17 protein-coding genes are annotated in these 24,729 nt (G+C 74.5%); 6 read left to right on the top strand and 11 right to left on the bottom strand.

The genetic code is table 11. The features are described 5' to 3' along the window. Window positions 1–43: 43 nt before the first annotated feature. Together ABT023_RS24065 and ABT023_RS24060 are read right to left on the bottom strand one after the other, a co-directional pair. Window positions 44–892: a thioesterase domain-containing protein gene (locus ABT023_RS24065; protein ID WP_350888659.1), complete on the bottom strand. Its 849-nt coding sequence runs from the start codon at window positions 890–892 to the stop codon at window positions 44–46. After that, window positions 889–4,056: a non-ribosomal peptide synthetase gene (locus tag ABT023_RS24060; RefSeq protein ID WP_350888658.1), complete on the bottom strand. Its 3,168-nt coding sequence runs from the start codon at window positions 4,054–4,056 to the stop codon at window positions 889–891. Before ABT023_RS24060 ends, ABT023_RS24065 begins: the two co-directional genes overlap by 4 nt. Window positions 4,057–4,245: 189 nt before the next feature. On the opposite strand from ABT023_RS24060, the gene ABT023_RS24055 reads away from it, so the two are divergent. Continuing rightward, the gene (locus tag ABT023_RS24055; protein ID WP_350888657.1) at window positions 4,246–5,271 is read left to right on the top strand and encodes a methyltransferase; all 1,026 of its coding nucleotides are present in this window, start codon (window positions 4,246–4,248) and stop codon (window positions 5,269–5,271) included. Here ABT023_RS24055 and ABT023_RS24050 read toward each other — a convergent pair. Further along, complete coding sequence (locus ABT023_RS24050) at window positions 5,237–6,487, bottom strand: cytochrome P450 (RefSeq protein WP_350888656.1); 1,251 nt, start codon at window positions 6,485–6,487, stop codon at window positions 5,237–5,239. The two genes, ABT023_RS24055 and ABT023_RS24050, sit on opposite strands and share 35 nt — an antisense overlap. A gap of 407 nt (window positions 6,488–6,894) precedes the next feature. Here ABT023_RS24050 and ABT023_RS24045 point away from each other — a divergent pair, with 407 nt between their 5' ends. Continuing rightward, entirely contained in the window at window positions 6,895–7,779 is an 885-nt protein-coding gene (locus tag ABT023_RS24045; RefSeq protein ID WP_350888655.1) for a phenylalanine 4-monooxygenase, read from the top strand. 110 nt (window positions 7,780–7,889) lie between these two features. On the opposite strand, the gene ABT023_RS24040 is transcribed toward ABT023_RS24045, so the two are convergent. From ABT023_RS24040 to ABT023_RS24005, 8 genes are read right to left on the bottom strand one after another with little or no spacing between them, the layout of a single operon-like run. Further along, window positions 7,890–8,846, bottom strand: a complete 957-nt coding sequence (locus tag ABT023_RS24040; RefSeq protein WP_350888654.1) for an amidohydrolase family protein — start codon at window positions 8,844–8,846, stop codon at window positions 7,890–7,892. Then, a complete protein-coding gene (locus ABT023_RS24035) occupies window positions 8,843–9,094 on the bottom strand; it encodes an acyl carrier protein (RefSeq protein ID WP_350888653.1) in 252 nt (83 codons plus the stop codon). Before ABT023_RS24035 ends, ABT023_RS24040 begins: the two co-directional genes overlap by 4 nt. Further along, the gene (locus tag ABT023_RS24030) at window positions 9,091–10,035 is read right to left on the bottom strand and encodes an amidohydrolase family protein (RefSeq protein WP_350888652.1); all 945 of its coding nucleotides are present in this window, start codon (window positions 10,033–10,035) and stop codon (window positions 9,091–9,093) included. Before ABT023_RS24030 ends, ABT023_RS24035 begins: the two co-directional genes overlap by 4 nt. Continuing rightward, complete coding sequence (locus ABT023_RS24025) at window positions 10,032–11,486, bottom strand: AMP-binding protein (RefSeq protein ID WP_350888651.1); 1,455 nt, start codon at window positions 11,484–11,486, stop codon at window positions 10,032–10,034. The genes ABT023_RS24030 and ABT023_RS24025 overlap by 4 nt, the downstream gene beginning before the upstream one ends. A 2-nt stretch (window positions 11,487–11,488) precedes the next feature. Beyond that, window positions 11,489–13,204, bottom strand: a complete 1,716-nt coding sequence (locus ABT023_RS24020; RefSeq protein WP_350888650.1) for an aspartate aminotransferase family protein — start codon at window positions 13,202–13,204, stop codon at window positions 11,489–11,491. Between the two features lie 21 nt (window positions 13,205–13,225). Beyond that, window positions 13,226–13,870, bottom strand: coding sequence for a GNAT family N-acetyltransferase (locus tag ABT023_RS24015; protein WP_350888649.1), 645 nt, complete (start codon window positions 13,868–13,870; stop codon window positions 13,226–13,228). After that, window positions 13,867–14,856, bottom strand: a complete 990-nt coding sequence (locus tag ABT023_RS24010) for a fatty acid desaturase family protein (RefSeq protein WP_350888648.1) — start codon at window positions 14,854–14,856, stop codon at window positions 13,867–13,869. Before ABT023_RS24010 ends, ABT023_RS24015 begins: the two co-directional genes overlap by 4 nt. Then, window positions 14,853–18,806: a non-ribosomal peptide synthetase gene (locus ABT023_RS24005; protein WP_350888647.1), complete on the bottom strand. Its 3,954-nt coding sequence runs from the start codon at window positions 18,804–18,806 to the stop codon at window positions 14,853–14,855. Before ABT023_RS24005 ends, ABT023_RS24010 begins: the two co-directional genes overlap by 4 nt. 438 nt (window positions 18,807–19,244) lie before the next feature. Between ABT023_RS24005 and ABT023_RS24000 the strand changes: the two genes are divergently transcribed. From ABT023_RS24000 to ABT023_RS23985, 4 genes are all read left to right on the top strand, one after another. Beyond that, window positions 19,245–20,342 (top strand): ISAzo13-like element transposase-related protein, encoded by a 1,098-nt coding sequence (locus tag ABT023_RS24000; RefSeq protein ID WP_350888646.1) that lies wholly within the window; start codon window positions 19,245–19,247, stop codon window positions 20,340–20,342. A gap of 568 nt (window positions 20,343–20,910) precedes the next feature. Further along, a complete protein-coding gene (locus tag ABT023_RS23995; protein WP_350888645.1) occupies window positions 20,911–22,893 on the top strand; it encodes an ABC transporter ATP-binding protein in 1,983 nt (660 codons plus the stop codon). Window positions 22,894–23,242: 349 nt separating this feature from the next. Then, window positions 23,243–23,383, top strand: coding sequence for a hypothetical protein (locus tag ABT023_RS23990; RefSeq protein ID WP_350888644.1), 141 nt, complete (start codon window positions 23,243–23,245; stop codon window positions 23,381–23,383). Further along, window positions 23,383–24,627, top strand: a complete 1,245-nt coding sequence (locus tag ABT023_RS23985) for a YeiH family protein (protein ID WP_350888643.1) — start codon at window positions 23,383–23,385, stop codon at window positions 24,625–24,627. The genes ABT023_RS23990 and ABT023_RS23985 overlap by 1 nt, the downstream gene beginning before the upstream one ends. The last annotated feature ends 102 nt before the right edge of the window (window positions 24,628–24,729 follow it).

Raw genomic sequence — 24,729 nt, 5'->3', positions numbered from 1 at the left:
CCGTTCCTTCCGGGGCGCCCGGGCGCCCTGAGCCGGGGGTCGGTCATCGGTCGAGGTGCGGTTCGTCCGGGTCGGACGCCGCGTCGGTGCGCCGGATGCCGTGCAGGATCCGGCGCACCACGGTGCTCAGCGCGGCCAGACCACCTCCTCGCCAGATCGAGTAGTGGTCGCCGGGGACGACGACCTGCGTGACGTTCCCCGCGATCCGCTCCCAGCGCATCAGGTCGGCCGGTGTCTCGGCGGCGCGGACCACGGTGACGGGGCCGGGGTACCCCTCGACCGGCCGGTGGGCGATCAGCGCGGACAGGTGCGCCTCGAACAGCCGGTACCGGCTGTCCAGGAACGGCCCGTCGAGGTCCTCGGGGAGCACCCCGGCCCGGCCCAGCGCCGCGAACGCCGCCCCCGGCCGCGTGTCGACGGGCAGGGTCGCCAGCACCGAGGCCACGGCGGCGGTGTCGACGCCCCCGGCGGCGAGCAGGTCCACCACGAACCTCGCCACCCGGTGCAGCCCCACCGGGTGGCGCATCGCCGTGGGCAGCGCGCTGTCGACCAGGATCAGCGCCGGCACCCGCGCCCCCGCCCGGCGCAGCCGGTGCGCCATGTCGAGGGCCACGACGCCCCCCATCGACCAGCCCAGCAGCGCGTAGGCCGGCCCGGGGCGGGCCTGCCGCAGCGCCTCGACGTACCCGGCCGACAGCTCCGCCAGCGACCCGGCGGGGGGCCGGTCGTCCTCGAACCCCGGGGCCTCCAGTGCGACGACCGGCTGGTCGTCGAGCAGCCGCGCCAGCGGCAGGTACGGGTACGGCGAGCCGGAGACGGCCGGTACGCAGCACAGCGGCGGGCCCCCGATGGCGTCGGTCATGGCGATCACGGCCGTGGCGTCGGCGCTCATCGCCCCGCCCGCCCGTGCCCCGCCGGGTCGACCAGGGCGGCGACGTCGGCCACCGTGGCCGCGCCGTAGACCTGCCGGAGCTGGAGCTTGACGCCGAAGGCCCGGTTGATCCGGCTGATCAGCCGCATGGCCTGCAACGAGTTGCCGCCGAGGGCGAACAGGTCGGCGTCGGCGCCGATCCCGGCGATGCCGAGCACCTCCTCGAACATGGCGGCCAGCGCCCGCTCGGTGGCGGTGGCCGGGGCGGTCGTGCCGCGGGCGAAGCCCGGGTCGGCGGGACCCGGGTCGGGCAGGGCCGTCCGGTCGATCTTCTGCGAGGTGGTCAGCGGAAGCTCGTCGAGCACCACCCAGACGGCCGGCACCAGGTGGGCGGGCAGCTGCGCGCCGAGCCGGGCCCGCAGCCCGGCCGGCTCGGGCGGCGTCCCGTCCACGGCCAGGTAGCCGACGAGGCACGGCTCACCGCGGGCGTCGGGGCGGATCGCCACCGCCGCCCGGCGGATCCCGGGCAGGGCCACCAGCGCCGCCTCGACCTCGCCGGGCTCGACCCGTAGCCCTCGCAGCTTCACCTGGTCGTCGAGGCGGCGGAGGAACTCCAGCCGGCCGTCGGCGTTCCATCGGACCAGGTCGCCGCTGCGGTAGACCCGGCCGTCCGGGCGGAACGGGTCGGGCCCGAACCGCTCCCGGGTCAGCTCCGGCTGCCCGAGGTAGCCCCGGGCCAGCCCGGCGCCCCCGATGAGCAGCTCGCCGTTGGCGCCGTGCGGGGCCAGCCGGCCGTACCGGTCGATGACGTACAACCGCCGCCCGGGGTGGGGGCGGCCGATCGGCGGCGCGGAGCGCCACTGGTCGTGCGCGCACTCGTGGTCGGCGCAGCCGACGGCGGCCTCCGTCGGGCCGTACAGGTTGACCATCCGGCGGCCCGGCAGGTTCCAGGCGTTGACCAGCTCCGCCGGCAGCACCTCGCCGCCGCTCATCACCGCCCGCAGGTCCGGGTACGGCCCGGGCTCCAAGCTGGCCAGCATGGTCGGGGTGAGCCCCAGGTACGTCGCCCGCCGGTCGCGGGCCAGCGCCGCCACCTCGTCCGGGGACGAGCCCTCCTCCGGGGAGACCAGCAGCAGCGTGGCGCCGACGGTCAGCGCGGTGAGGATCTCCCCGAGCGCGACGTCGAAGGTCAGCGCGGCGAACTGGAGCATCCGGTCCGCCGGTCCGAGGTCGAACCGCCGGCGGTAGTGCGCGACGAAGCAGGCGAGCGCGGCGTGCTCCAGCGCCACCCCCTTCGGCCGGCCCGTCGAGCCCGAGGTGTAGACCACCGCGGCCAGCGCGTCGGCGGCGCTGCGCGGGGCGGCCGGCGGGGCCTGCGGGGTCAGGTCCGTCAGCACCGGCTCCCAGCCCCTGGCCGCGGGCAGCCGGTCGAGCAGGGCGGACCGGGTGAGCACCACCGGGGCGGCGGTGTCCCGGATCAGGTGCTCCAGCCGGGCGGCCGGGTGCTGCGGGTCCAGCACCGCGAAGGCCGCCCCGGCCCGCAGCACGCCGAGCATGGCGGGCAGCACGTCCAGGTCCCGGTCGACGACCACGGCGACCACCCGGCCCGGCCCCACCCCCCGGCTGACCAGCTCGGCGGCGATGCCGTCGGCCCGGCGCAGCAACTCGCCGTACGTCAGCTCGCGTCCCCGGCAGACGGCGGCCACGGCGTCCGGGGTGCCCGCCGCGACCGCCGCGATCCGGGCGTCCAGCGGCTCGTCGTGGGCGGGCGCGGGCCCGCCGTCGCCGAGGGCGAGCAGCGCCCGCTCCTGCTCGCCGGAGAGCAGCGGCAACGCCGACAGCGGTCGGTCGGGATCGGCGCAGGCGGCGTCCAGCACCCGCGACAGGTGGTCGAGCAGCGCCTCGATCCGCCAGTCGTCGAACAGGTCCGTGGCGTACTGGACGTGCATCGTCAGCCGGTCACCGGCGGCGGTGAAGTCCACCGAGAGGTCGAACGGCGCGCGCGTCGAGGGCGGGGAGACCAGCTCGACGGCGACGCCGGGCAGCTCCGGTCCGGCACCCGTGGTGCCCTCGCCGAGCAGTTGGACGCACACTCCGAACAGCGGGTTGCGCGACTCGTCGCGCACCGGCCGGACCCGCTCGACCACCCTCTCGAACGGCACGTCGGCGTGGTCGTACAGGGACAGGTTCGCCTCGGCGACCCGGTCGAGCAGCTCGGTGAAGGTCGGGTCGCCGGTGAGGTCGAGGCGGAGCACGACCATGTTGACGAAGAGCCCGACCACGTCCTCCAGCTCCGGCTCGTCGCGGCCGAGCAGCGGCACCCCCAGCGGCAGGTCCTCCTGCCCGGCGTGGGTGGCCAGCACCGTGGCCAGGGCGGCGGTCAGCGCCATGAACGGCGACACGCCCCGCTCCCGGCAGAGCCGGTGCAGCCGGTCGACCAGGCCGGCCGGCACCTCCCGGGTGACGGCCCGGCCGCGCTGGCTGGCCACCACCGGTCGGGGCCGGTCGCCGGGCAGGTCGAGCGTCGGCAGGTCGCGCAGCGCCTCGGCCCAGTACGCCAGCCCCTCCTCCAGCGCCTCGGGCGTCGCCCGCGCCCGCTGGGACCGGACGTGCGCGGCGTACCTGCCGGGGGGCGGGGCGAGGCGCGGCGGGTGCCCCTCGACGGCGGCCCGGTAGAGCGCGCCCAGGTCCCGCTGGAGCAGCCCGGTCGACCAGCCGTCGGTGACGATGTGGTGCAGCGTCAGGCAGAGCAGGTGATCCTCGTCGGCCACCCGCAGCAGCCGGATCCGGTACAGCGGCCCGCGTCGCAGGTCGAACGGGGTGCTCACCTCGTCGTGCAGCGCCTCGGACAGGGCCGCCTCCCGGGCGGCGTGGTCCCCGGCGAGCGGCTCGACGTCGATCGGCACGTCGGCGGGTGGGGCGATCGTCTGGTACGGCACGCCGTCGCGGGCGCCGAAGGTGGTCCGCAGCGCGTCGTGGCGGGCGACGAGCCCGGTGAACGCCCGGCGCAGCGCGACGACGTCGAGCGGGCCCCGCAACCGGTAGAACAGGGGGCTGTTGTACGTGGACTCGCCCGGGGTGAGCTGGTCCACCAGCCACAGCTGCTCCTGCGCGAACGACAGCGGCAGCGGTGCCGGGGTGGCCTCGTCGGCCGCAGCGCCCGATGTCGTGGTGGGGGACGTCATCATCGGCATCCTTTCATGGATCGACGGATCACGCGGGTCACCGGCGGCGTCGTGCGCAATTCGCGACGGCGCCGGAAAACGGCGGTCGTGTCTCCAGCGCCCGCGCGGTACGATCCGCGAACGCGTATTGACATTGACCGGAGACGCTCGAAACTGGCGGACTCCGAGGAGCTACGGGGGTGAATTCTGATGTACCGGGAACCGATAGCGGAAATAGCGGCGCTGTTCGACGTGTACCAGCAGGGCCTGGCCTTCCACGCCATCTGCGCGATGACCCGGCTGGAGGTTCCCGACCGGCTGGCCGACGGCCCCCGGGACGTCCCCGGGGTGGCCGCCGAGCTGGGCCTGGACGCCGACGCGTTCCGCCGGCTGCTGCGCCTGCTGGAGTGCCACGAGATCGTCGGGTACGACCCGGGCGCCGACGAGGCGTGGCTCACCGACCGGGGCGAACTGCTCTGCCGGGACCACCCGATGTCGCTGCGGGCGACCTTCGCCACGCTCGGCGTCTCGGACGTGGCACACCGGCTCGTGGACACGCTGCGCACCGGCGGGCCGGCCGCCCCGGCGGCGCTGGGGGAGGGGTTCTGGGAGTACCTGGCCGCGCGGCCGGACCGCCAGGCGGTCTTCAGCGAGGCGATGGCCGAGCAGGCCCGGTTGCTCTCGCTGCCCTGCGTGCCCCTGCTGGACTGGCCGGCCGGGGGCACGGTGGCCGACGTCGGCGGCGGCAGCGGGGTGCTGCTGACGGCGGTCCTCGAGGCGGCCCCCGGCGTGCGCGGGCTGCTGCTGGACCAGCCGCAGGTGTTGCCCCGGGCCCGGGAGCGGCTCGCCCGGCACGGGCTCGCCGACCGGTGCGACGTGCTCCCGCACGACCTGTTCGACCGCGCCCCGGCCGCCGAGGTGTACCTGCTCTCGCGGGTGCTGCACGACTGGGACGACGCGTCGGTGGCCCGGATCCTGTCCCGGTTGGCCGAGGCGGCGGCCCCCGGGGCCCGGCTGCGGCTCTTCGAGGACCTGCTGCCGGAGAAGGGCCCGCTCGCCCCCACCCAGGCCTGGTCCGACGTGGTGATGATGGTCCTGTACGACGGGGCGCGCGAGCGCACCCTCGGGCAGTACCGGGCGCTGCTGGAGCAGGCCGGCTGGGTGCTGGACGGCACGGTCGCGGGGCCGCCCGGCATGCACGTCATCGAGGCGCGCCGCGGCGGCCGGCCGGCGTGACCGCCAGGTCCAGCCGGCTGAGCCCGTTGAGGAAGTTCGACGGCTGGCGGGTCACCGCGCCGGCGACCGCGAAGCCCTCGGCCCGGTCCCGCAGCACGTCGAGCAGGCAGCGCAGCTCCATCCGGGCGAGGGCGGCGCCGAGGCAGTAGTGCGGGCCGGCGCCGAAGCCCAGGTGCGGGTTGGGCGACCGGTCGGGCACGAACCGGTCCGGCTCGGCGAACACCTCCTCGTCCCGGTTGCAGGAGGGGAACCAGACCACCACCCGGTCGCCCGCGGCGATCGACGCGCCGCCGAGCGTGGTCGCCGTGGTGGCGGTCCGCATGGCGTGCATCGGCGGTGAGGTGTGCCGCAGGATCTCCTCCACCGCCCGGTCGGTCAGCTCCGGCTCCCGGCGCAGCCGGTCCCACAGCTCGGGCTGCCGGGCGAAGAGCAGCAGCGCGCCGGAGGCCGCGTGGGGGGTGGTCTCCAGGCCGCCGTTGAGCAGGCCGTCGCAGTTGAGGACGATCTCCTCGTCGGTCAGCGGCCTGCCGTCGACCACGGCCCCGGCGAGCACGCTGACCATGTCGTCACCCGGCTCCGCCCGGCGGCTGTCCAGCAGTTCGCCGAAGTACAGAAAGATCTCGGTGTGCGCCTCGACCCGGTCGGCGACGGCACCGGGGCTGGTGTCGGAGTCGTCGAAGGCCTGGATCGTCAGCCCGGTGAGGCGGTCCCAGTCCTCGGCCGGCACGCCCATCATCCGCAGCAGAACCCACGCCGGGATCAGCGTGGTCAGCTCGCCGACCGCGTCGAACACCGTGCCGCGCTCGATCAGGCCGGCCAGGTGCCCGGTCAGCCGCCGACGCAGGTCGTCACGCAGTTCGGCCAGGGCCCGGCTGGTGAACCACGACGCCAGGGCGGTGCGCAGCCGGCGGTGCGCGGCCCCGTCGGAGACCACCAGCATCCGGTCGGCGGCGGCCCGGACGGCCTCGGGGGCGCTGCCCAGCCGCATGCCGAGGGTGGAGGTGAACACCGCCGGGCGGCGGACCACCTCGTCCCCGGGTCGGTAGCCGGTGACCGACCAGAAGCCGCCGCCGTCGGCGGTGGGCTGCCAGGCGACGGGGTGCCGGGCCCGCGCCTGCCGCCACAGGGCCAGGTGCCGGTCCCCGGTGAACTGCCGCGGGTCGGTCGGGTCGAAGTCCGGCCCGGCGGCGGTGGCCGGTGGGGTTCGCGTGGTCACGGGCTCTCCCAATTCGGTGGCGGTCGCGGCGGTGGTGCCCAGCGCCGGAACGGCGTCGGGAAATATGGGTAGCATTGTGCTTCCGCTCGCGTCGGAAAATTGTTCCGGAGCGGATTCGCTTACTTATTTTCTCTCGCTGCGTCGATTGGGCTCGACTGGCTATGCTCGGCTCATATGACCATCCGCGCGGTGCCGGGAAGGGTTCGTGTGCGGCAGCGGAAAAGCATTCGTCCGTCGCGGGAGGCGCACATCGCGGCGCCGCCGGGGCGCGACCGGGCCACCGCGGTCGCGGTCCGGACCCGTCCGTGACGCCGGTGGCCGGGGCGCCGACGCCGGCACGCCCCGGGCCGCGCCGACGTGCCGTGGTTCTTCGACGCACGCCCGGGGGGCGTGAGAAGGAAGCGACGATGTTCAAGGAAGCGACGTTGTACTCGCCGGTCATCCGGACCGAGAACGGGCACGTGTCCGTGCTGTTCGCGGAGGAGCACCCTGGGCGCCACGACGAGGCGTACCAGCGGCATCGCGCGCGGATCGCGAAGCTCGCCCTGGACCACGTGCCCGGCCAGCCGGTCCCCGACGTGCGGTACACCGACGAGGAGCACGAGCTGTGGCGGCTGGTCGGCGCCGAGTTGCGGGAGAAGCACCAGCGCTACGCCTGCCGGGAGTTCCTCGACGGCGCCCGCCGGCTCGACCTGCCGACGGACCGGCTGCCCCAGCTCGGCGAGGCGTCGGCGCGGCTGACCGAGCTGACCGGGTTCCGGTTCCGCCCGGCGGCCGGCATCGTGGAGATGCGGGACTTCTACGGCTCGCTCGCCGACGGGCTGTTCCAGGCCACCCAGTACATCCGGCACTGCTCGATGCCCCGGTTCTCCCCGGAGCCCGACATGATCCACGAGGTGGTGGGGCACGGCAGCGCGCTGGCCAACGACCGCCTCGCGGGCATCTACCTGCGCGTCGGCGAGGCGGCCCGGCGGGCGGAGAGCCGCGAGGTGCTGTCCGCGCTCTCCCGGGTCTTCTGGTTCGCCCTCGAGTACGGCCTGGTCCGCGAGGACGGGGAGATCCGGGCCTGCGGGGCCAGCCTGTTGTCGTCGGTGGGGGAGCTGGAGCAGTTCCGGGAGGCCGCCGACATCCGCCCGCTCGACGCCGCCCGGATGAGCGCGCTGACCTACCGGGTTGAGGACTACCAGCCGGTGCTGTTCTGCGCGGACTCCTTCGACGACCTGGAGGCGTTCCTCGACGGGTTCCTCGACGACGTGCGCCGCGGCGCACCCACCGGCGCGGCCCGGGGCTGAGCCGGCCGTCCGCCGTCCCGCCGGGCCTGCCGGGTCCGCCGGGCGGCGGCGGGCCCGGGTGGGCCGGCCGGCCGGAACGCGGTTCACGACGCCGCCGCGGGTGTGCCGGTTCACGACGCCGCCCCGGCCCCGGCCTCCCGGCCGGAGCGGTCCCGCGCCGGGGGCAGGACCCGCAGCAGGTTCCCCCCGAGCAGCAGGGCCCGGTCCCCGCGGGGCACCCCGGCGAACACCTCCGGCCCGTGGACCACCCGGTCGAGCAGCCGCGGCATCCCCCCGGAGAGCTGGTTGAGGGGCCAGTCCGTACCGAATATGATCTTGTGGTTGAGGCCCAGCCGGAACAGCCGGTTCAGCCGCGCCGGCCAGTCGCCGTCCGGCGTCCCGGCGAAGCCGCCCGTGTCCAGGTAGACGTTGCGCCGGTGCTGGGCCAGGTACGCGGTGACGTCCACGTGGCTGACCCCGCCGTGCCCGAGCACGAAGACCAGGTCCGGGAAGTCCCGGGCCGCCCGGTCGATCAGCAGCGGGTGCGCGGGCGGGAAGCTCAGGCTGCGGGCGGTCGGTCCGATGTGCACGAACACCGGCATCCGGCGGGCCCGGCACTCCTCGTAGTAGGGGTAGAGGGCCGGGTCGGAGGGGGAGTACCCGCACGGCGGGTACAGCTTGAGCCCGTCCACGGCGTACCGGTCCGCCAGGTCGGCGAACTCCCGGGCGCCGCGCTCGCCCCGGCGCGGGTCCGCACCCAGGTAGACCCAGAACCGGCCCGGATGGCGCTGCCGGATCTCGTGGTGCCGGCGGGCCATTCCGGCCAGGTCCAGCCGGCCCGCCATGACCATCCCGAAGTCGGGCACCAGCAGCACGGCACGGGCCACCCCGGCGGCGTCCATCTCGGCCACCAGCCGGTCGGCGTGGTGGTCCTGGTGCTGGGCGAGGTACGAGTCGACGAGCGCCTCCCGGGCCGGCGCCCGGCCGACGGCGGCCAACCGCGCCCGCATGCTGTCGACGACGTCCTCGATGAACGCCCGGGGAACGAAGTCGGTGGACGCGACGTGGCAGTGGCCGTCGAGGATCATCGACCGAGGCAGTGGTCCAGCAGGGTGCGGATCGACGCGGTCGGCCCCGGCATGTAGGTGCTGAAGTCGAACGGCTTGCCGGTGCGTTCCTCCAGGTGGGACACGAACGCGACCATGCCCATCGAGTCCAGCAGCCCGCTGGCCAGCAACGGCGTGTCCAGGTCGACCTCGGCCGTCGACTCGTCCTCGTTCCAGGAACGGACCCACTCGATCAGTTCCGCGTGCAGCGCCTCGGTGTCGACGGTCACTGGTGGCCTCCCGGGGTGACGGCGGCGACGCTGTCGCCGACCAGACGAAGGGCGGTAGTCGCCATGATCATTTTCTGTACTGAGGGGCGGACACCGGCGAAGACCGTGTCCGGGGTGAAGGCCGACAGCACCGCCGGCAGCGAGGTGGACATCCGGAACGACGGCCAGCAGGTGCCGAACAGGATCTTGTGGCTGATCCCGCCGCGGAACAGCCGGTTCAGGTGCTCCGCCCAGCCCTCCGCGGCGAGCATCGCCGGGAACTGGCTGACGTCCAGATACACGTTCGGCCGGTGGGCGCACAGGTACGACGCCTCCTCGACGTGCGTGACGCCGCCGTGGCCGAGGATGAAGTCGACCCCCGGGAAGTCCCGCGCGGCCTGGTCCACCAGCAACGGCGGCCCGAGGGTGAAGTCCAGCGGGGCCCAACCCGGGCCGGTGTGGGTCAGCACCGGCAGGCCGCGGGCCGCGCAGATCTCGTAGTACGGGTACAACCGGCGGTCGCTCGGGGAGTACCCGGCCGGCGGGTACAGCTTCATCCCGGCGAACCCGTGGTCGGTGACGTGTTGCTCGAACAGGGCGGGGCCGTCCGCCCCGGCGCGCGGGTCGACCCCCCAGAAGACCCGGAACCGCCCCGGGTGGCGGCGGCACACCGCGTCGTGCAGCCGGGCCAGCTCGGCCGGGGGCAGGGCCCGGGGGGAGACGTGCGAGAAGTCCGCCGCCACCAGGAAGGCCAGCGACACCCCGGCCGAGTCCATCTCGGCGACGAGCCGGTCGCCGTCGTGGTCGCTGTGCAGGGCCAGCAGCCGGTCGGTGACCGGGCCGAGGCCGACGTCCCGGCCGTGCGCCCTCAACCGGTGGTGCATGTTGGCGGCCTGCTCCTCCAGGTACTCCCGGGGGATGACCCGGTCGCTGGCGAGCACCACGTGCGAGTCGACGATCATGCGGAACGGGCCCCCACGGTGAGCGGGCCGGCGTCGGCCTGCCCGGCGAACCACTCGGCCGCCGCGGTCCGGCTCAGCTTCATGTTGGCGGTGAGGAACCGGCGGTCGCTGCGCAGCGGCTCGGCGCTGAACGCCACGCCGCTTATCCGCTGGTGCCCGTCCAGGCGCTCGTTGACCCGGGCGATGCCGTCGCGGATCGCGGCCCGCTCCTCGTCGCCGTCGACGACCGGGGTGACGATCGCGCCCAGCCGCTGCGCGGGGGTGGCCACCACGATCAGGTCGGCGATCCCCGGCACGCCCGCGAACAGCCCCTCGATCTCCGCCGGGTGCACCTTGCGGCCGTTGCCCAGGGTGATGACGTCCTTCTTGCGCCCGACCAGGGTCAGGAAGCCGTCCGGGTCGAGCCGGCCGTAGTCGCCGGTGACGATTACGCCGTCGGGGCGGAACGTCTGCGCCGCGACCGCCGGCTCCACGTCGAAGTAGCCGAGGCTCAGCGGCGTCGGCCGGTGGATCAGCAGCTCGCCGTCGGGCAGGAAGGTGACCGCGTCCGGGTCGATGAGCCGGCCCACCGTGCCGGTCCGTCGGGCGTCCTCGGTGTTCCAGGCGATCATCCCGCTCTCGGTCATCCCGTACGCCTCCAGAAGCCGGACCCCGCCGGCCCGGAAGCCGTCCAGGGTGGCCCGGGAGATCGGCGCCATGCCGGTGATCATGAAGCGGATCCGGCCGCCGAGGAACTCCCCGAGCGGCGTCCCGGCCGCGGTGCGGGCGTGCAGTTGCAGGACGGTGTCGTAGAACACCGGGGGCGCGATGACGAAGGTCGGCCGCTCCTGCCGGATCGCGGCGAACACCCGCTGGTACGGCGAGAGCACCAGGTCCGCGCCCACCCACAGGCAGCAGTAGACCGACAGCCGTTGCTGGTAGTTGGCCAGCGGCAGGAAGATCAGGTGCCGGTCCGCCGGGGTGACCGCGAAGCTGTCGACGAAGCGGTTGATCACGTACTCGGTGCCCGCCCGGCTGATCCGCAGCCCCTTGAGCGCGCCGGAGGTGCCCGAGGAGTAGACCAGGCTGTGCAGGTCGCCAAGAACCTCCTCGGCCGGCGGCGCGGGCTCGGCGCGGTGCACGGCGTCGCCGTCGACGAGCACCGCCAGCCCGTGCCGGGCCGCGAACGCCGTCCGGTCGTCGATCTCGGTCTCGTCCGGGAACGCCTGCACCACCGCCCCCACCGCCAGGGCGGCGAGGTCCCAGGTCACCCAGTCGATGCTGTTCGACGCCCGGATGCCGACCCGCCGGCCGGCGCCCACCCCGGCGTCGCGCAGCCAACGCGCCCGGTCCTCGACGGCCGCGCCCAGCTCCGCGTGGGTCAGCTCGCGCCGCCCCCCACCGGCGTCGATCTCCACGATCCGCGCGGTCTCGCGGTGGCGGTACCGGGCGCTCAGGTCTGCCAGGTTCATGGTCACGTCCTCGCCGTCGTCTCGGCCGCGCCGGTACGCCGGCCCAGCTGGGTGAGCAGGGTGTGCAGCCGATCGGTGACGAAGGGTCCGAGGTGCCCGGCCAGCAGCGGCTCGTACGCCCCGGAGCCGGTGTCCCACTGGACGCGTACCTCCACGGCGCACCGGTCCTCGTCGCCCGCGACGGGGCGCACCCGCACCGAGCGGTCCAGCCGTCGCCACAGCCAGTCCGGCACCGCCCGCAGGTCGACGCCCTCCTCCGTCGGCTCGACCAGGTCGCCCCAGACCACCCGGTCGTGGCCCAGCGTGCCCGCGAACTCCTCCTCCAGGCCCGGCCCGGTCTCCCGGTCGACGTCCAGCGCGAACGGGTCGAGCAGGTGCGGCCGGCGGCGCAGCAGCGCCCGTAACCTCCCGGGCGACGCCGCGAGCACCGCGCTGCGCGTGACCGGGGAACAGGGCACGGTCGGCCGGTCCACGCCCTCCGGCCGCCGCGCGTCGACCTCGGCGACCACCATCTCCAGTACGTCCAGCCCGCGCGCCAGGTCGGCGGCGGAGATGACCATCGGCGGCTGCACCCGCAGCACCCGGTTGTGGTACAGCGAGTAGGTCGAGGTGACCCCGTGCCGCAGCAGCAGGCTGAGCACCATCCCGCCCAGCGACTCGTCGTGGAACTCCAGGCCGTGCATCATGCCGATGCCGCGGTGCGCGGCCAGCACCGCCGGGTGGCGCTCGACCAGGGCGGCGAGCCGGGCGGTGATGGTCTTCCCGTGCGCGTCGACCCCGCGCAGGAACGACTCGTCGGTGGCGATGTCGACGGCCACCGAACCCACCCGGCAGCACAGCGGGTTCCCGCCCAGGCTGGAGCCGAAGGTCGACGGCAGGGCCCGCAGCGTCCGCCACACGTCCGCGCTGCCCAGCACCGCCGAGATCGGCAGCACGCCCCCGCCGAAGGCCTTGCCGATGCAGACCAGGTCGGGGGTGACGCCGAAGCGCTCGTGGGCGAAGAACGTGCCGCAGCGGCCGAACGCCGTCTGCATCTCGTCCAGGATCAGCAGTGCCCCGGCCTCGTCGCAGATCCGGCGCACCTCGGTCAGGTAGCCGGGGTCGGGCACGATCACCCCGCCCTCGGCCTGCACCGGCTCCAGCAGCACGGCCGCCGTGTCGCCGTCCACCGCGGCGGCGAGGGCGGCCACGTCGTTGAAGGGCACCTGGCGGAACCGTTCCAGGAACGGGCTGAACAGCGCGGCGTGTTCCGGCCGGCCGGAGGCGCTCAGGGCGGCGAGGGTCTTGCCGTGGAAGCAGTCGACCGCGGTGACGAAGCCGGAGCGCCCGGTCGCCGCCCGGGCCAGCTTCAGCGCGTTGTCGATGCTCTCCCCGCCCCCGTTGGCCAGGTAGGAGTACGGCAGCCGGCCGCCGGTGAGCTCCGCCAGCCGGCTGGTCAACCGGATCTGTTCCTCCTCAAAAAGGATCTTGGTGCTGTTCAGCCGGCCGGTCGCGAGCTGGTCGGCGACGGCCTCGACGATCCGCGGGTGGGAGTAGCCGAAGGACTGGTTGCCGTACTGGTCGAACAGGGCCAGCAGCCGGTTGCCCGCGCCGTCGCCGACGTGGGCGCCGGAGCCGGGTCCCTGCACCCCGCAGCCCATCACGAAGGACATCGTGGAGTAGGTGGGATGGTTGTGGGCCGCCTTCGCCTCGGCCAGCAGCTGACGATCTGTGCGCAACCCTCGTCCTTCCCTTCGGCGCTAGCGGGCGCCGGCGTACGAGTCGTAGTCGGCGAAGAAGTACTGGAGCAGGCGGTTCTGCCGGCCGGGCCCGGTGCGCGAGCGGCGGACCGCCGCGGGCAGGTCGAGGTAGGCCACCGCGCTCAGCGGCGACCCGGCGAACCGCTCGTCGGGGTACGGCTCGCCCAGCGGCACGAAGCCCAGCTCCAGGTAGAAGTCCCGGAGCCGGCCGGAGTCGCCGTCGACGAAGAAGTCCCCGATGACGTGGGTGGCCGCGAACCGGGACACGCTGTGCACCAGCGCCTCCCGCATCAGCCCCATCCCGATGGACCGGTTGCGGATGCTCGGCAGGGTCATCAGGTGGCCGAACTCCACCAGCCGGTGGCCGGGCCGCAGCGCGCCGAGGTCCACCACGTCCTCGCAGGGCAGCCCGACGTCCTGGTCGGGGATCACCTTGACCGTGCCGACCGCCCGGTCGCCCGCGACCGCCAGGATGTAGTGCGCGTACGGGTCGAAGCGGTCGAAGGTGGCCTCGGTGTCGGCGGCGTCGAGCAGCCGTCCCTGGTCGCGGACGTAGACCTCGTCGCGCAGCCGCAGCACGGCGGCCCGGTCGGCGGGCGACTCGGCCAGCTGGAACGTCACCGACGGTGACGGCGGGGCGCTCACCGGCGGACCAGCGTGCGGAAGAAGTCGACGTAGCTCGGGTGGAAGTGCAACAACCGATGTCGCACCTGCTGGTGCAGGTCGGGCAGCCGCTCGATCGGCAGGTTCGGCATCAGGTGGTGCTCGACGTGGAAGTTGTTGCCGTTGGTGTACCAGGTCATCAGCCGGTTCGACCGGATCGTGCGGGTGTTGGCGAACGGGTCCTCGTTCAGCGTCTCGCACCGGAAGTGCTCGGGCAGCTCCACCATGGCGTGCACCGGCCCGGCCACCAGCAGCGGGGCCAGCCACAGCCACCCCACCAGCGCCGACCCGACCAGCGCCGACACGGCGGTCAGGGCGACCAGCGTGGCCACGATGAGCAGGTGCTCGTGCCGGATCCGGCGGGAGGTGGTGGCGGTCTCCCCGGGGTGGTCGGCCCCGCGCAGCGCCCGCCCGACGTCGGCCAGGAACATCCCGTAGTGGTGCAGCATCGAGAACCGGACCAGCCAGTCCCGCGCCACCCGCGTCCGCGACCGGGGTCGGTCCGTGCCGTACTGGTCGCCGTAGTCGAAGAACTCCCGGTTCGCCGGGGTGCCCAGGTCGCGGTGGTGGCGCAGGTGGGTGGCCCGGTAGGCCGAGAAGGAGATGAGCATCGGCAGGCCGAGCAGCACCCCGGCCCACCGGTTGGCCCGCTGTCCCCGGAAGCCCAGCCGGTGCAGCGTCTGATGCTGCAACTCCGCGGCGTGCGCGAACATGCAGCCGAGCAGGATCACCCCCGGCACCCGGGCCGCCAGGTGCGGCCGCGTCGCCAGCACCGCGCCGATCCCGGTGAGCAGGGCGCACAGCGCCAGCTTCAGGGCGAACCGGCGGCCGTCGACCTCGGTGCGCAGGTGCCCGAGCGTGCTCCGTACGTCGGCTCGGGTGGCCGCCCCGGGCCGGACGCCGGTCGCGTCACCCCCCGGTCCGGGGCTGGCCGGTGGAACGCGGGTCTGGTCATCGGTGGTCTTCACGGTCTGCCGTCTCCTCCTGCCGTGGCCTCGGCCGCCCCGGCCCGGCCATCGGCGGTGTCGGCGGCCAGGGCGTCGGTCAGCGCGGCGCCGAGCGGCTCCAGCGGCCAACCCGGCCGGTCGCCGTCGATGGTCTGCTCGCGGACCCGGCCCGTGGCGTACTTGCCCCAGTCCGGGCCCGGCGGCGCGTCCCCCGCCCCGCCCCGACGTGTCGTCAGCACCAGCAGGTCTCCGGTGAACCGGCCCGGCACGAACTCGTGGGCCAGCCGGCTGAGCTGCTGGAACGCCTCGGCGTGCCGCTCCACGGTGGGCGCGTCCACTGTGCTGAGCCCGCCGCCCCGGGCGCGCAGCGTCGCGGCGACGTCCGCCGGCCCCGGCGCCTCCCCGGCGTCGGTGGGGGCCTCGCCGTAGTGCGCGAGGACCGCCCGTAGCGCCCCGTCGGCGGTCAGCGCCCGGGGCGGGTGCGTCTCGTCCGGCGGGTGGCTGTCCAGCACGGCCAGCAGGCCCACCTCCTCGCCGGCCGCCCGCAGCGCGACCGCCACCTGGTATGCCAGGTGACCGCCGAGCCCCGCGCCGACCAGCCGGTGCGGCCGGCCGGCACCGGCCGCGAGGATCAACTCGGTGTACGCGGCCACCAGGTCGTCGAAGCCGGCGTCCGGGGTCAGCCCGCCCTGGAGCCCGTGCACGGGGAGGTCCGCCGGCAGGTGGGTGACGAGCCGCCGGTACGGCCACACCCGGCCGTCGTCACCGGGCAGGCAGTACAGCGGCGGCCGGTCGCCGGCCGGCCGCAGCGGTACGAGGACGGCGGCCCCGCGGGACGGCACGGGCAGCCGGTCGACGTGAGCCGCCAGCGCGCCCACGGTCGGGTGCCGGAACAGGTCCCGCACCGACAGCTTGACCGCGAGCAGGGACCGGACCCGGCCGACCAGCCGGGTCGCGGAGAGCGAGTGCCCGCCCAGGTCGAAGAAGCTGTCCCCGGCGCCGACCGTGGGGACGCCGAGCAGGTCGGTGAAGAGGCCCGTCAGCACCTCCTCCGCGTCGGTGCGGGGTGCGGCCACCGGCGGGGCGTCCGCCACCGTGAAGGGGTCCGGCAGCGCCGTCCGGTCGAGCTTGCCGCTGGCGTTGCGCGGCAGGTCGGCCAGCACCGCGACCACCCCGGGCACCAGGTGGGCCGGCAGGACCTCGGCGAGACCGGAACGGATCCGTCCGGGGTCGAGCGTCGCCCCGGCCTCGGCCACCACGTACCCGACGAGCTGCCGGTTGCCGGCCCCGTCGTCGCGGATCGTCGCCGCGGCGCGGGCGACCCCGGGCCGGCGGACCAGCGCCGCCTCCACCTCGCCCAGCTCGATCCGGAAGCCGCGCAGCTTGACCTGGCCGTCGTCGCGGCCGGCGAAGACCAACTCGCCGTCGGCGTTCCAGCGGGCCAGGTCGCCGCTGCGGTACATCCGGGCCCCGTCGCCCGCCGGGACGAACGGGTCCGGCAGGAAGCGCTCGTCGGTGAGCGCCTTCCCGCCCCGGTAGCCCAGCGACACCCCGGCGCCGCCGATGTACAGCTCTCCCACCGCGCCGGCGGGGACGAGTGCCCGGTGCTCGTCGAGCAGGTAGACCCGGAGGTTGCGCAGCGGCGTGCCGATCGGGGGCGACTCCGCCTGCCCGGCGGACAGCGGCCGGCTCATGGCGGTGGAGACCGTGGTCTCGGTGGGGCCGTACCCGTTGATCAGCCGGCAGACCGGGGCGAAGCGCTCGACCACCGTCGGCGCGGACAGCTCTCCGACGATGGAGACGGTGGTGCCGGCGGGCAGGTCGTCCGGGGACAGCACGTCGAGCACCGAGGGTGCCAGGACGAGGTCGTTGAGGCGCTGCTCCCGGATCAGGGCGGCCAGCTCGGGGCCGGGGGTCAGCCGCTCGGCCGGTGCGGTCACCAGGGTGCCGCCGACCAGGACGGACTGGGTCATCTCCCCGACGAAGGCGTCGAAGCTGGCCGAGGCGAACTGGAGGGTCCGGCCGCCGGGGCCCGAGCCGAGCCGGTCCACCATGGCCGCGGTCAGGTTGACCACGCCCCGGTGGCGGACCACCACCCCCTTGGGCCGGCCGGTGGAGCCGGAGGTGTAGATCAGGTACGCCGGCTGCCACGGGGAGGTCGGCAGGGTCCGGTCGCGGTCGGTCAGCCGGCCGCCGTCGAGCACGGCCAACCGCTCGGCGAGCACCGGGTCGTCGAGGCGCAGCTGCGGCACGGACAGCGCCGGGCCGAGGCCGGCGGTCTCGGCGCGCAGCAGCAGCAGGCTGGGCGTGGCGTCGGCGACCATGAACGACAGCCGGGCGACCGGGTAGGCGGGATCGAGGGAGAGGAAGGCCGCGCCGGACTTCAGCACGGCCAGTACGGCGGTGATCAGGTCGGCCGAGCGGGGCAGGGCCAGGGCCACCACCTGGCCGGGCCCGACGCCCCGTTCGACGAGGTACCGGGCGATCCGGTCGGCCCGCTCGTCCAGCTCCCGGTACGACACTGTGGTCGTGCCGTCGTCCAGCGCGGGGGCGTCGGGCGTGCGGTCCGCCCAGTCCTCGAACAGCTGGTGCATGCCGATCGGCGGGATGTCGTGGACCGGCCCGCGCCCCCAGGCCAGCAGGCGTTGCCGCTCCGCCTCGTCCACCAGCGGGAGCCGGTCGACCGCCTCGCCGGGGTCGGCGGCGGCTGCGGCGCCCAGGAAGAACAGGAGCCGGCGCAGGTGCTCGTCGAGGTCCCGGGGCGGGTGGGCGGCGGAGTCCGCGTCGAACAGCAGCTCGGTGTCGCCGTCGGGGAGCTGGAAGAAGACGATCGAGACGTCGTCGATGTCGGGCAGCGACAGGGTGCGCACCGTCGCCGGGTGCCCGGCGAAGCGCAGCTCGGCGGCGGAGCCCATGACGTTGACGACGGCACCCCAGAACGCCCGGCCCTGGCCCGTGCGGCCCAGGTCGCGGGCGAGCAGGGCGGCCGGGTACCGGCTGTGCATGAGCCCGGCGCGCAGCTCCGCGCCGACGCCGGCGACGAAGTCGGCGAGGCCGGTGCCGGCCGGCAGCCCGACCCGCAGCGGGATCGCGTTGGTGGTCATGCCCGGCACGTCCCGCTCGGCGCGGCTGGTGCGGCCGGTGACCGGCAGCCCGAGCAGGACCTCATGCTCGCCGGTCATCCGGGCCAGGTAGGCCGCGGCGAGACCGATCGCCAGCTCCGACCAGCCGACGCCCAGCCGCCGGGCGCAGGCGTGCATCGTGGCCATCAGGTCGGGGCCGAGCCGGGCGCGGCGCCGGATCACCGGGCCACCGCGCGGCCCGCGCCGGCCGCCCAGCCGGGTCGGCTCGCGGCGGTCGGGGAGCCGTTGCAGCCAGTGCCGCCGGTCCCGGTCGAGCCGGGCGGAGGCCAGGTACGACGCCTCGCCGTCGAGCAGGACGCGGTACGGGGGCGGCGGCGGGCCGGGGTCGCCGCCGGTGACCAACGCGCTGTACGTGGCGGCCGTGCGCCGGTGCAGCTGGGCCAGGCTCCAGCCGTCGACGGTCAGGTGGTGCACCCGCCGGTAGAGGACCCAGTGCTCGGGTGCCAGCCGGAGCAGGGCGGTGGTGCACAGGTCCGTGCCCAGCGGGTCGACGGGCGCGGCCAGGTCGTCGGCCATCCACCGCCGCGCCGCCGCCTCCGGGTCGGCCTCGTCGCCGAGGTCGACCAGGCGCAGGGGGGACGACGCGTCCGGATCGACGTACTGGGCGGGTCCCTGGTCGGTGACGGTGAAGCGCAGCCGCAGGGCCTCGCACTCGCGCTCGACCCGGCGGTGCGCCTCGGTCATGGCGGCGACGTCGACCTGGCCGGGGATGTCGATCCGGTCGGCGATGCTGTAGGACGCCCCGGTGGTGTTCAGTGACTCCGCGAACCAGATACCGGACTGGGCGCCCAGCAGCGGCCGGACCTCCCTGTCGTGGTCGAACAACACAGACGCCTCCCCAGTAGCCGTTCGTGTTCCCCCGAGTTCGCTCCGCACAGACCCATGAGGTAACACGGCACTTGCGACAGCGGCAAATATCTATTTCCTCGCATGTCGTCGCGCGCCGCAGTTGCTTGTTTCGGGATTGCCTGCCGGTTCTCCGCAAGGCCGGTCCGGTGTGAGGTGAGAGTGGCCGAGTTCGCGAGTAAATAACTGCGCGACTTGTTCTGGGCCGGAGGCGGTCGTCGATGGACTCTGGGCCGGACGTGGCGCCCGAAAAGCGCCGCACCCGGGCGGGGGGCGGCGGTCTGGCGGGAGCGCCCGACCCTCGTGCGGGAAGTCGAGGGATATGTTCCACATCACTAGACGTCAATTTGAGGGCGACTGAATTAGTGCCTTGTAATGATCTTGATAAGCGATTATGCAGATGTGTACGCTTCGGCCGTGATGGCTAACGGGGATGGGGTGAAGGGCTTTGCCGAGGAGTTCCGGATGTTGGAGCCGCATCTCGACGAACGCCAGCGGCGGCTGGTGCTCGCGGCGCGGGCCCGCTCCCTCGGCCGCGGCGGCATCGGGCGGATCGCGCTGGCGGCGGGGGTGCACCCGAGCACGGTCTCCAAGGGCATCGAGGAGTTGGAGTCGCCGGGGACCCCGTCGCGCCGGGCCCGGCGGCCGGGCGGCGGTCGCAAGCGGCTCACCGAGACCGACCCCGGCCTGATGACGGCCCTGGTGGGCCTCATGGAGCCCCGGGGACAGCCCCGTCCGGTGCTCCAGTGGACCACCCGGTCCACCCGGCGGCTCGCCGAGGAGCTCGCGGGCCGGGGGCACCGGGTCTCGGCGTGGTCGGTCAGCCGCCTGCTGCGCGAGGCCGGCTTCCGGCTGTCGAGCAGTTCCCGGCCGCTGGTGGCCAGCCAGCGGTTCGACCGGGACGCCCAGTTCCACCGGGTCAACGAGCAGATCGACGGCTGGCTGGTCGCGGGCCAGCCGGTCGTGGTGATCACCATGCGGCGGCAGCGGCCGGCGGCCGGGGCCGGGCCGGCGGACGGGTCGGTGACCGGCGGCCGGCGGGCCGAACCGGGCCGGCCCGTGGGCCCGCTCCGGCCAACCGCCCCCGCGACGGGGCTGCCGACCGTCGGCGCGGAGGGCGGCGTCGACTGGGCCGACCAGCCCGCCGATCACGGCACCTCCGCCGTCGCCCTGGCCACCGTCCGCGGCTGGTGGAGCGAGTCCCGACAGCGGGCCCGTCAGCTCCTGCTCGTCGCCGACGTCGCCGGAACCGGCGCGTCGTGGCGGACCGGGCTGACCCGGTTCGCCCACGAGATCGACGCGGCCGTCTGCGTGTCGCACCTGCCGGCCAACACGATGCGCTGGAACCGGGGGGAGGATCAGGTGCGCTCCACCGTCCTGCTCAGCCCGCCCGGTGCCGTGCCCAGCCGGCACGAGGTGGAGCTGCGGGTCATCGCCGAGTCGGGCGCACGCCGTCCGGCGGCCCGGCCGCCCGGCCCGCAGGGTCCGCCGGCGTGGAACTACCTGGTCGAGACGTGACCGTCCCGTCCGCGCCCGGGCCGTCGTCGCGCGCTCGGGCCACCACGGCCGCCGAGAACGGCACGCCGTGGAGGTCGGCCCTTCCCGCCCCGCAGCAGCACCAAGATGATCGACAACACGAGCAGCGCACCGGACTCGCACAGCACGGCGAAGTACAGCACCGGACCACCGAAGCTGTGGTTCGGGCCCCTCATCAGCAGCGAGGCGAGGGTGCAACCCGCCGATGCCATCAGCACCCGGTAAAACCACCGAGACCGCCGTCGCAGCTCTCGCCGCATTCGCTCTCGGATCACGCCGTCCCCGCTCATGGAAAACCGCATCCGCGCATCCGCCGTCGACAGGCAACGGCGTCAGCGCCGGCCTAATCGGTTTTCGGTACCCGCCGGCGGTCCGGTTCGGACGGTACACGGGCGGCCGGGCGGGCAGGAAGGGGGCGACCCGCCACCGATGCCTGCGACACGTGTACGACACGCCGGTTACGACGGGACACCGTGATGTCGCGGACAGTAGGCTCCCCGTGGCTGCCGACCGTAGCGGGCGGTCCGGAGCCAGCTCTCCGGGAGGGTCCGTGGAGAAAACCGTCCGCCAACGCCGAGCGCCCGACCAGACCCCGCCAACCGACCCAGTCGCGCCGGCCGAGGGCTCGCCGGCTGACGGCGTCGAGGCGTCGACCCTGCCCGAGCTGGAGGACCGGGCGTGGATGCACCACGCGAACGACTTCGCCCACACCAGCTTCTGGGCGGTGGCCCGTCGGCTGCCCCGGCTGGTCCGCGAGGCGATCGCCCTGGCCTGGGCGACCAGCCGCCGGGACACCGCCGCGTCCATCGGGCTGAACGTCGCCGCCGGGGCGATGACCACCCTCGGCCTGCTGGCCACCACCGGCGCGCTGCGCGAACTGTTCGCGGCCGGCCCCACGCCGGACCGGATCCGGGGCGCCCTGCCGGCCCTGGCGCTGACCGCCGCCGCCGTGATGGCCAAGGGTGGGCTGACCATCGCCGCCGGTTGGGCGCAGGCCCGGCTGACCCCGCAGATCAACTATCAGGTCGAGCTGCGGCTGTTCGAGGCCACCACGGCCGTCGACCTGGCCGCGTTCGACGACGCCGGATTCGCCGAGGAGATGGACCGGGCCCGCGAGCGCGGGGTGACCGAGGCGGCCTGGATCGTCGACCACACCGTCGACCTGATCACCGGCGTGGTCGGGGTGCTGGCCACCGCGGCGGCGGTCACCGTGATCCAGCCGCTGCTGCTGCCCTGCCTGCTGCTCGCCGCGGTGCCCGAGGCGGCGACCGCGGTGAAGATCGCCCGCCGGCAGTACCTGGAGATGCTGGCCAGGATCAACCGGCGCCGCCGAATGTCGATGCTGGCCAACCTGATGGCCAACCGGCACACCGCCGCCGAGGTCCGGGCGTACCAGATGGGGGACTTCCTGCTCGGCGAGTACCGGCGGATGATGGCCACCGAGACGCGCGCCCACCTGCGCCTGGTCCGCACCCAGACCCGGACCCGGGTGCTCGGCACGTCCGCCGCAGGCCTGGCCACCTTCGGCGTGTACGCCGTCCTCGCCGGCCTGCTCCTGACCGGCATGGTGGCGCTCGCCGCCGCCGCGACCGCGCTGATCGCTCTCCAGTCCGCGCGCTCCAACCTCGGAATAGCGGTTTTCGCCACCAACGCGCTCTACGAGGACGCGCTCTACTACCAGGACTACCGGGACTTCCTGGACCGGGCCCTCAGCCGGATCGGCCCCCGCGGCGACCAGCCGACCGACGGGTTCGACGCCATCGAACTGGACAGGGTCAGCCTGTGCTACCCGGACACCGACAGCCCGGCCGTCGACGAGGTGAGCCTGACCGTCCACCGGGGACAGGTGATCGCCCTGGTCGGCGAGAACGGTTCGGGAAAGTCCACCCTGGCCAAGCTCATCGCCGGCCTGTACCGGCCCACCGGCGGGGTGATCCGCTGGGACGACGTGGACACCGCCGAACTCGACCCCCACCAGGCCGGCGCGCACGTCGCGGTGCTCACCCAGGACTGGTGGAAGTTCCCGTTCACCGCCGGCCAGAACATCCGCGTCGGCCGGCACGACCGGGCCGCCGGGGGGCCGAGTGTGCAGGACGCCGCCCGGGCCGCCGCCGCCCACGACATGATCTTGGGCCTGCCGTTCGGGTACGACACCCTGCTGGACCGCGAGTTCAAGGACGGCCATGACCTCTCCGGCGGCCAGTGGCAGCGCCTCGTCGCCGCCCGCGGCCTGTACCGGGACGCGCCCCTGCTGATCTGTGACGAGCCGTCGGCGGCGCTGGACGCCCGGGCCGAGCACGCCCTCTTCCAGCACCTGCGCCGCCGTCCCGACCGGGCGGTCGTGCTGATCACCCACCGGCTGGCCAACGTCCGGCACGCCGACCAGATCTGCGTGATGGAGCGCGGCCGGCTGGTCCAGCGCGGCACGCACGACGAGCTGATCGCCGCGGACGGCCTCTACCGCGAACTGTTCCACCTCCAGGCCAGCGGCTATCTCGGCGCCGCCACCGAGGACGCGCCGACGCCCCGCTGACCGGCGCTACCGGCGCGTCGAGGGCTGATCGCCGCCCGAATGCTGGGCATTACCTTGATCTCCTACTCGATTAGTAGGAAACTCGATCCGTGCGGACCACTCTCCGGCTGGTCACCCGCCGGGTCGTCGACCTGATGCGGGTCGCCTCCGACCTCTGTACCGGCCCGGGGCGCGTCCGCGCCTGACCACGCGTCCCGCGCCCGCCGATGCCATGGCCGTCGTCCTGTCGGCGGGCCCACCACGGTTGCGCCGCCGCCCTCGGCAGCCTCCCGACCTCCCCGTCCGCCGGCGCGCGGCCCCACCGCGCCCGACGGACGTCTCTCCATCTCCCGCATTCGAAGGAAACCCGATGAGCGACAACCAACAGCCACCACCCACCGCGCCGGAGTCCCGGTTCGCCGTCAACGAGGACTGGGCGGCCACCGTGCTGGGCCTGCTCCTGCTCGGCCTGGTCCTGGTCGGCGCGATCCCCGCCTGGCTGGTGCCCTGATGAGCGCCGACGCCGCCCGGGCGGCGACGGACGCCCCCACCGGGGACGACGAGGGTCGGCCCGCCGGCACGTCGACGGCCGGGCCCGCCGGTGCCGCCGTGGCCGGGCCCGACCAGGCCGGGGACGACAGCGCCGGGGCCGGACCCGCCATCGACCCCGCGCCGCGTCCCCGCGCCGTGCCGGCCTGGATCGCGGTCGGCCTCCTGGTGCTCCTCGCGCTGGCCGGGCTGACCCGGTACCTCGAACAGCAGGTGCCGGTCCTCGCCGAGGACACCGCGCTCGAAGGCGTCGCGAAGGCCGTCGAGTACCCGGTCTACGCCATCCTGCTCGGCCTGCTCGGCAACGTCGCGGTGACCCTGCTCGGCTGGCGGGACCGGGTCTCCGCCGCGTTCCGCACCGAGTTCTTCATCAAGACCGGGCTCGTCCTGCTGGGCGCCTCGATCAACCTGGCGGTCATCGCCAGCGCCGCCGGCCCGGCGATCGCCCAGGCGATCCTGCTGATCAGCGGCGTATTCCTGTTCACCTGGTGGCTGGCCGGCCGGTTCGGCCTGGACGACAAGCTGCGCGCCCTGCTCGCGTCGGCCGTGTCGATCTGCGGGGTCAGCGCCGCGATCGCCGCCGCCGGCGCGGTCCGGGCCCGTCGGGAGCAACTGGCCTACACGGCCAGCCTGGTCATCGTCTTCGCCCTGCCGTCGATCTTCCTGCTGCCGTGGCTGGCGGGCGTGCTCGGCCTCTCCGACGAGGTGGCCGGCGCGTGGATCGGCGGCAACATCGACACCACCGCCGCGGTGACCGCCGCCGGGGCGCTCGCCGGCGAGGAGGCGCTCCAGATCGCCAGCATCGTCAAGGTCACCCAGAACGCCCTGATGGGCGTCGTGGCGGTCGCCCTCACCGCGTACTTCGCCCTGCGGGTGGAGCGGCGGCCCGACGCGGCCCGGCCGGGGGTGGGCGAGCTGTGGCGGCGCTTCCCCAAGTTCGTCCTCGGCTTCGTCGCCGCGTCGGTGATCGCCACGTGGTACCTCGACGCGGCGGGCGCCGACGGGAAGGCGACCATCGCGATCGTGAACGACCTGCGGGTGTGGTTCCTGATCCTGGCGTTCGTCAGCATCGGCCTGGAGGTCCGGGTGACGGCGCTGCGCGAGGCCGGCTGGCGACCCGTCGCGGTCTTCGCCAGCGCCACCGTGTTCAACCTCCTGCTCGCGCTCGGGCTCGCCGTGTTGCTGTTCCGGGGCGTGTCGGTGTGACGTGTCGTCGGCGGCCGGGCTGGCCTGGGCGGTGGTCCGGCTGACCGGCCTGGAACGGGGCCCGCTCGTGCAGGCGGTCGCCTTCACCCCGTACGTGGCGGC

It is taken from the genome of Micromonospora sp. NPDC002296, from assembly GCF_040296145.1.
GTDB lineage: Bacteria > Actinomycetota > Actinomycetes > Mycobacteriales > Micromonosporaceae > Micromonospora.
The sequence above is the reverse complement of the archived record's forward strand: the minus strand, read 5'-3'. Positions and strand labels throughout refer to the sequence as shown.

What these genes read in the sequence shown, in the direction of transcription:
- ABT023_RS24065 (WP_350888659.1), bottom strand. Translation starts at nt 892, where the DNA reads ATGAGCGCCGACGCCACGGCCGTGATCGCCATGACCGACGCCATCGGG.
- ABT023_RS24060 (WP_350888658.1), bottom strand. Translation starts at nt 4,056, where the DNA reads ATGACGTCCCCCACCACGACATCGGGCGCTGCGGCCGACGAGGCCACC.
- ABT023_RS24055 (WP_350888657.1), top strand. Translation starts at nt 4,246, where the DNA reads ATGTACCGGGAACCGATAGCGGAAATAGCGGCGCTGTTCGACGTGTAC.
- ABT023_RS24045 (WP_350888655.1), top strand. Translation starts at nt 6,895, where the DNA reads ATGTTCAAGGAAGCGACGTTGTACTCGCCGGTCATCCGGACCGAGAAC.
- ABT023_RS24040 (WP_350888654.1), bottom strand. Translation starts at nt 8,846, where the DNA reads ATGATCCTCGACGGCCACTGCCACGTCGCGTCCACCGACTTCGTTCCC.
- ABT023_RS24030 (WP_350888652.1), bottom strand. Translation starts at nt 10,035, where the DNA reads ATGATCGTCGACTCGCACGTGGTGCTCGCCAGCGACCGGGTCATCCCC.
- ABT023_RS24025 (WP_350888651.1), bottom strand. Translation starts at nt 11,486, where the DNA reads ATGAACCTGGCAGACCTGAGCGCCCGGTACCGCCACCGCGAGACCGCG.
- ABT023_RS24000 (WP_350888646.1), top strand. Translation starts at nt 19,245, where the DNA reads ATGGCTAACGGGGATGGGGTGAAGGGCTTTGCCGAGGAGTTCCGGATG.
- ABT023_RS23990 (WP_350888644.1), top strand. Translation starts at nt 23,243, where the DNA reads ATGAGCGACAACCAACAGCCACCACCCACCGCGCCGGAGTCCCGGTTC.
- ABT023_RS23985 (WP_350888643.1), top strand. Translation starts at nt 23,383, where the DNA reads ATGAGCGCCGACGCCGCCCGGGCGGCGACGGACGCCCCCACCGGGGAC.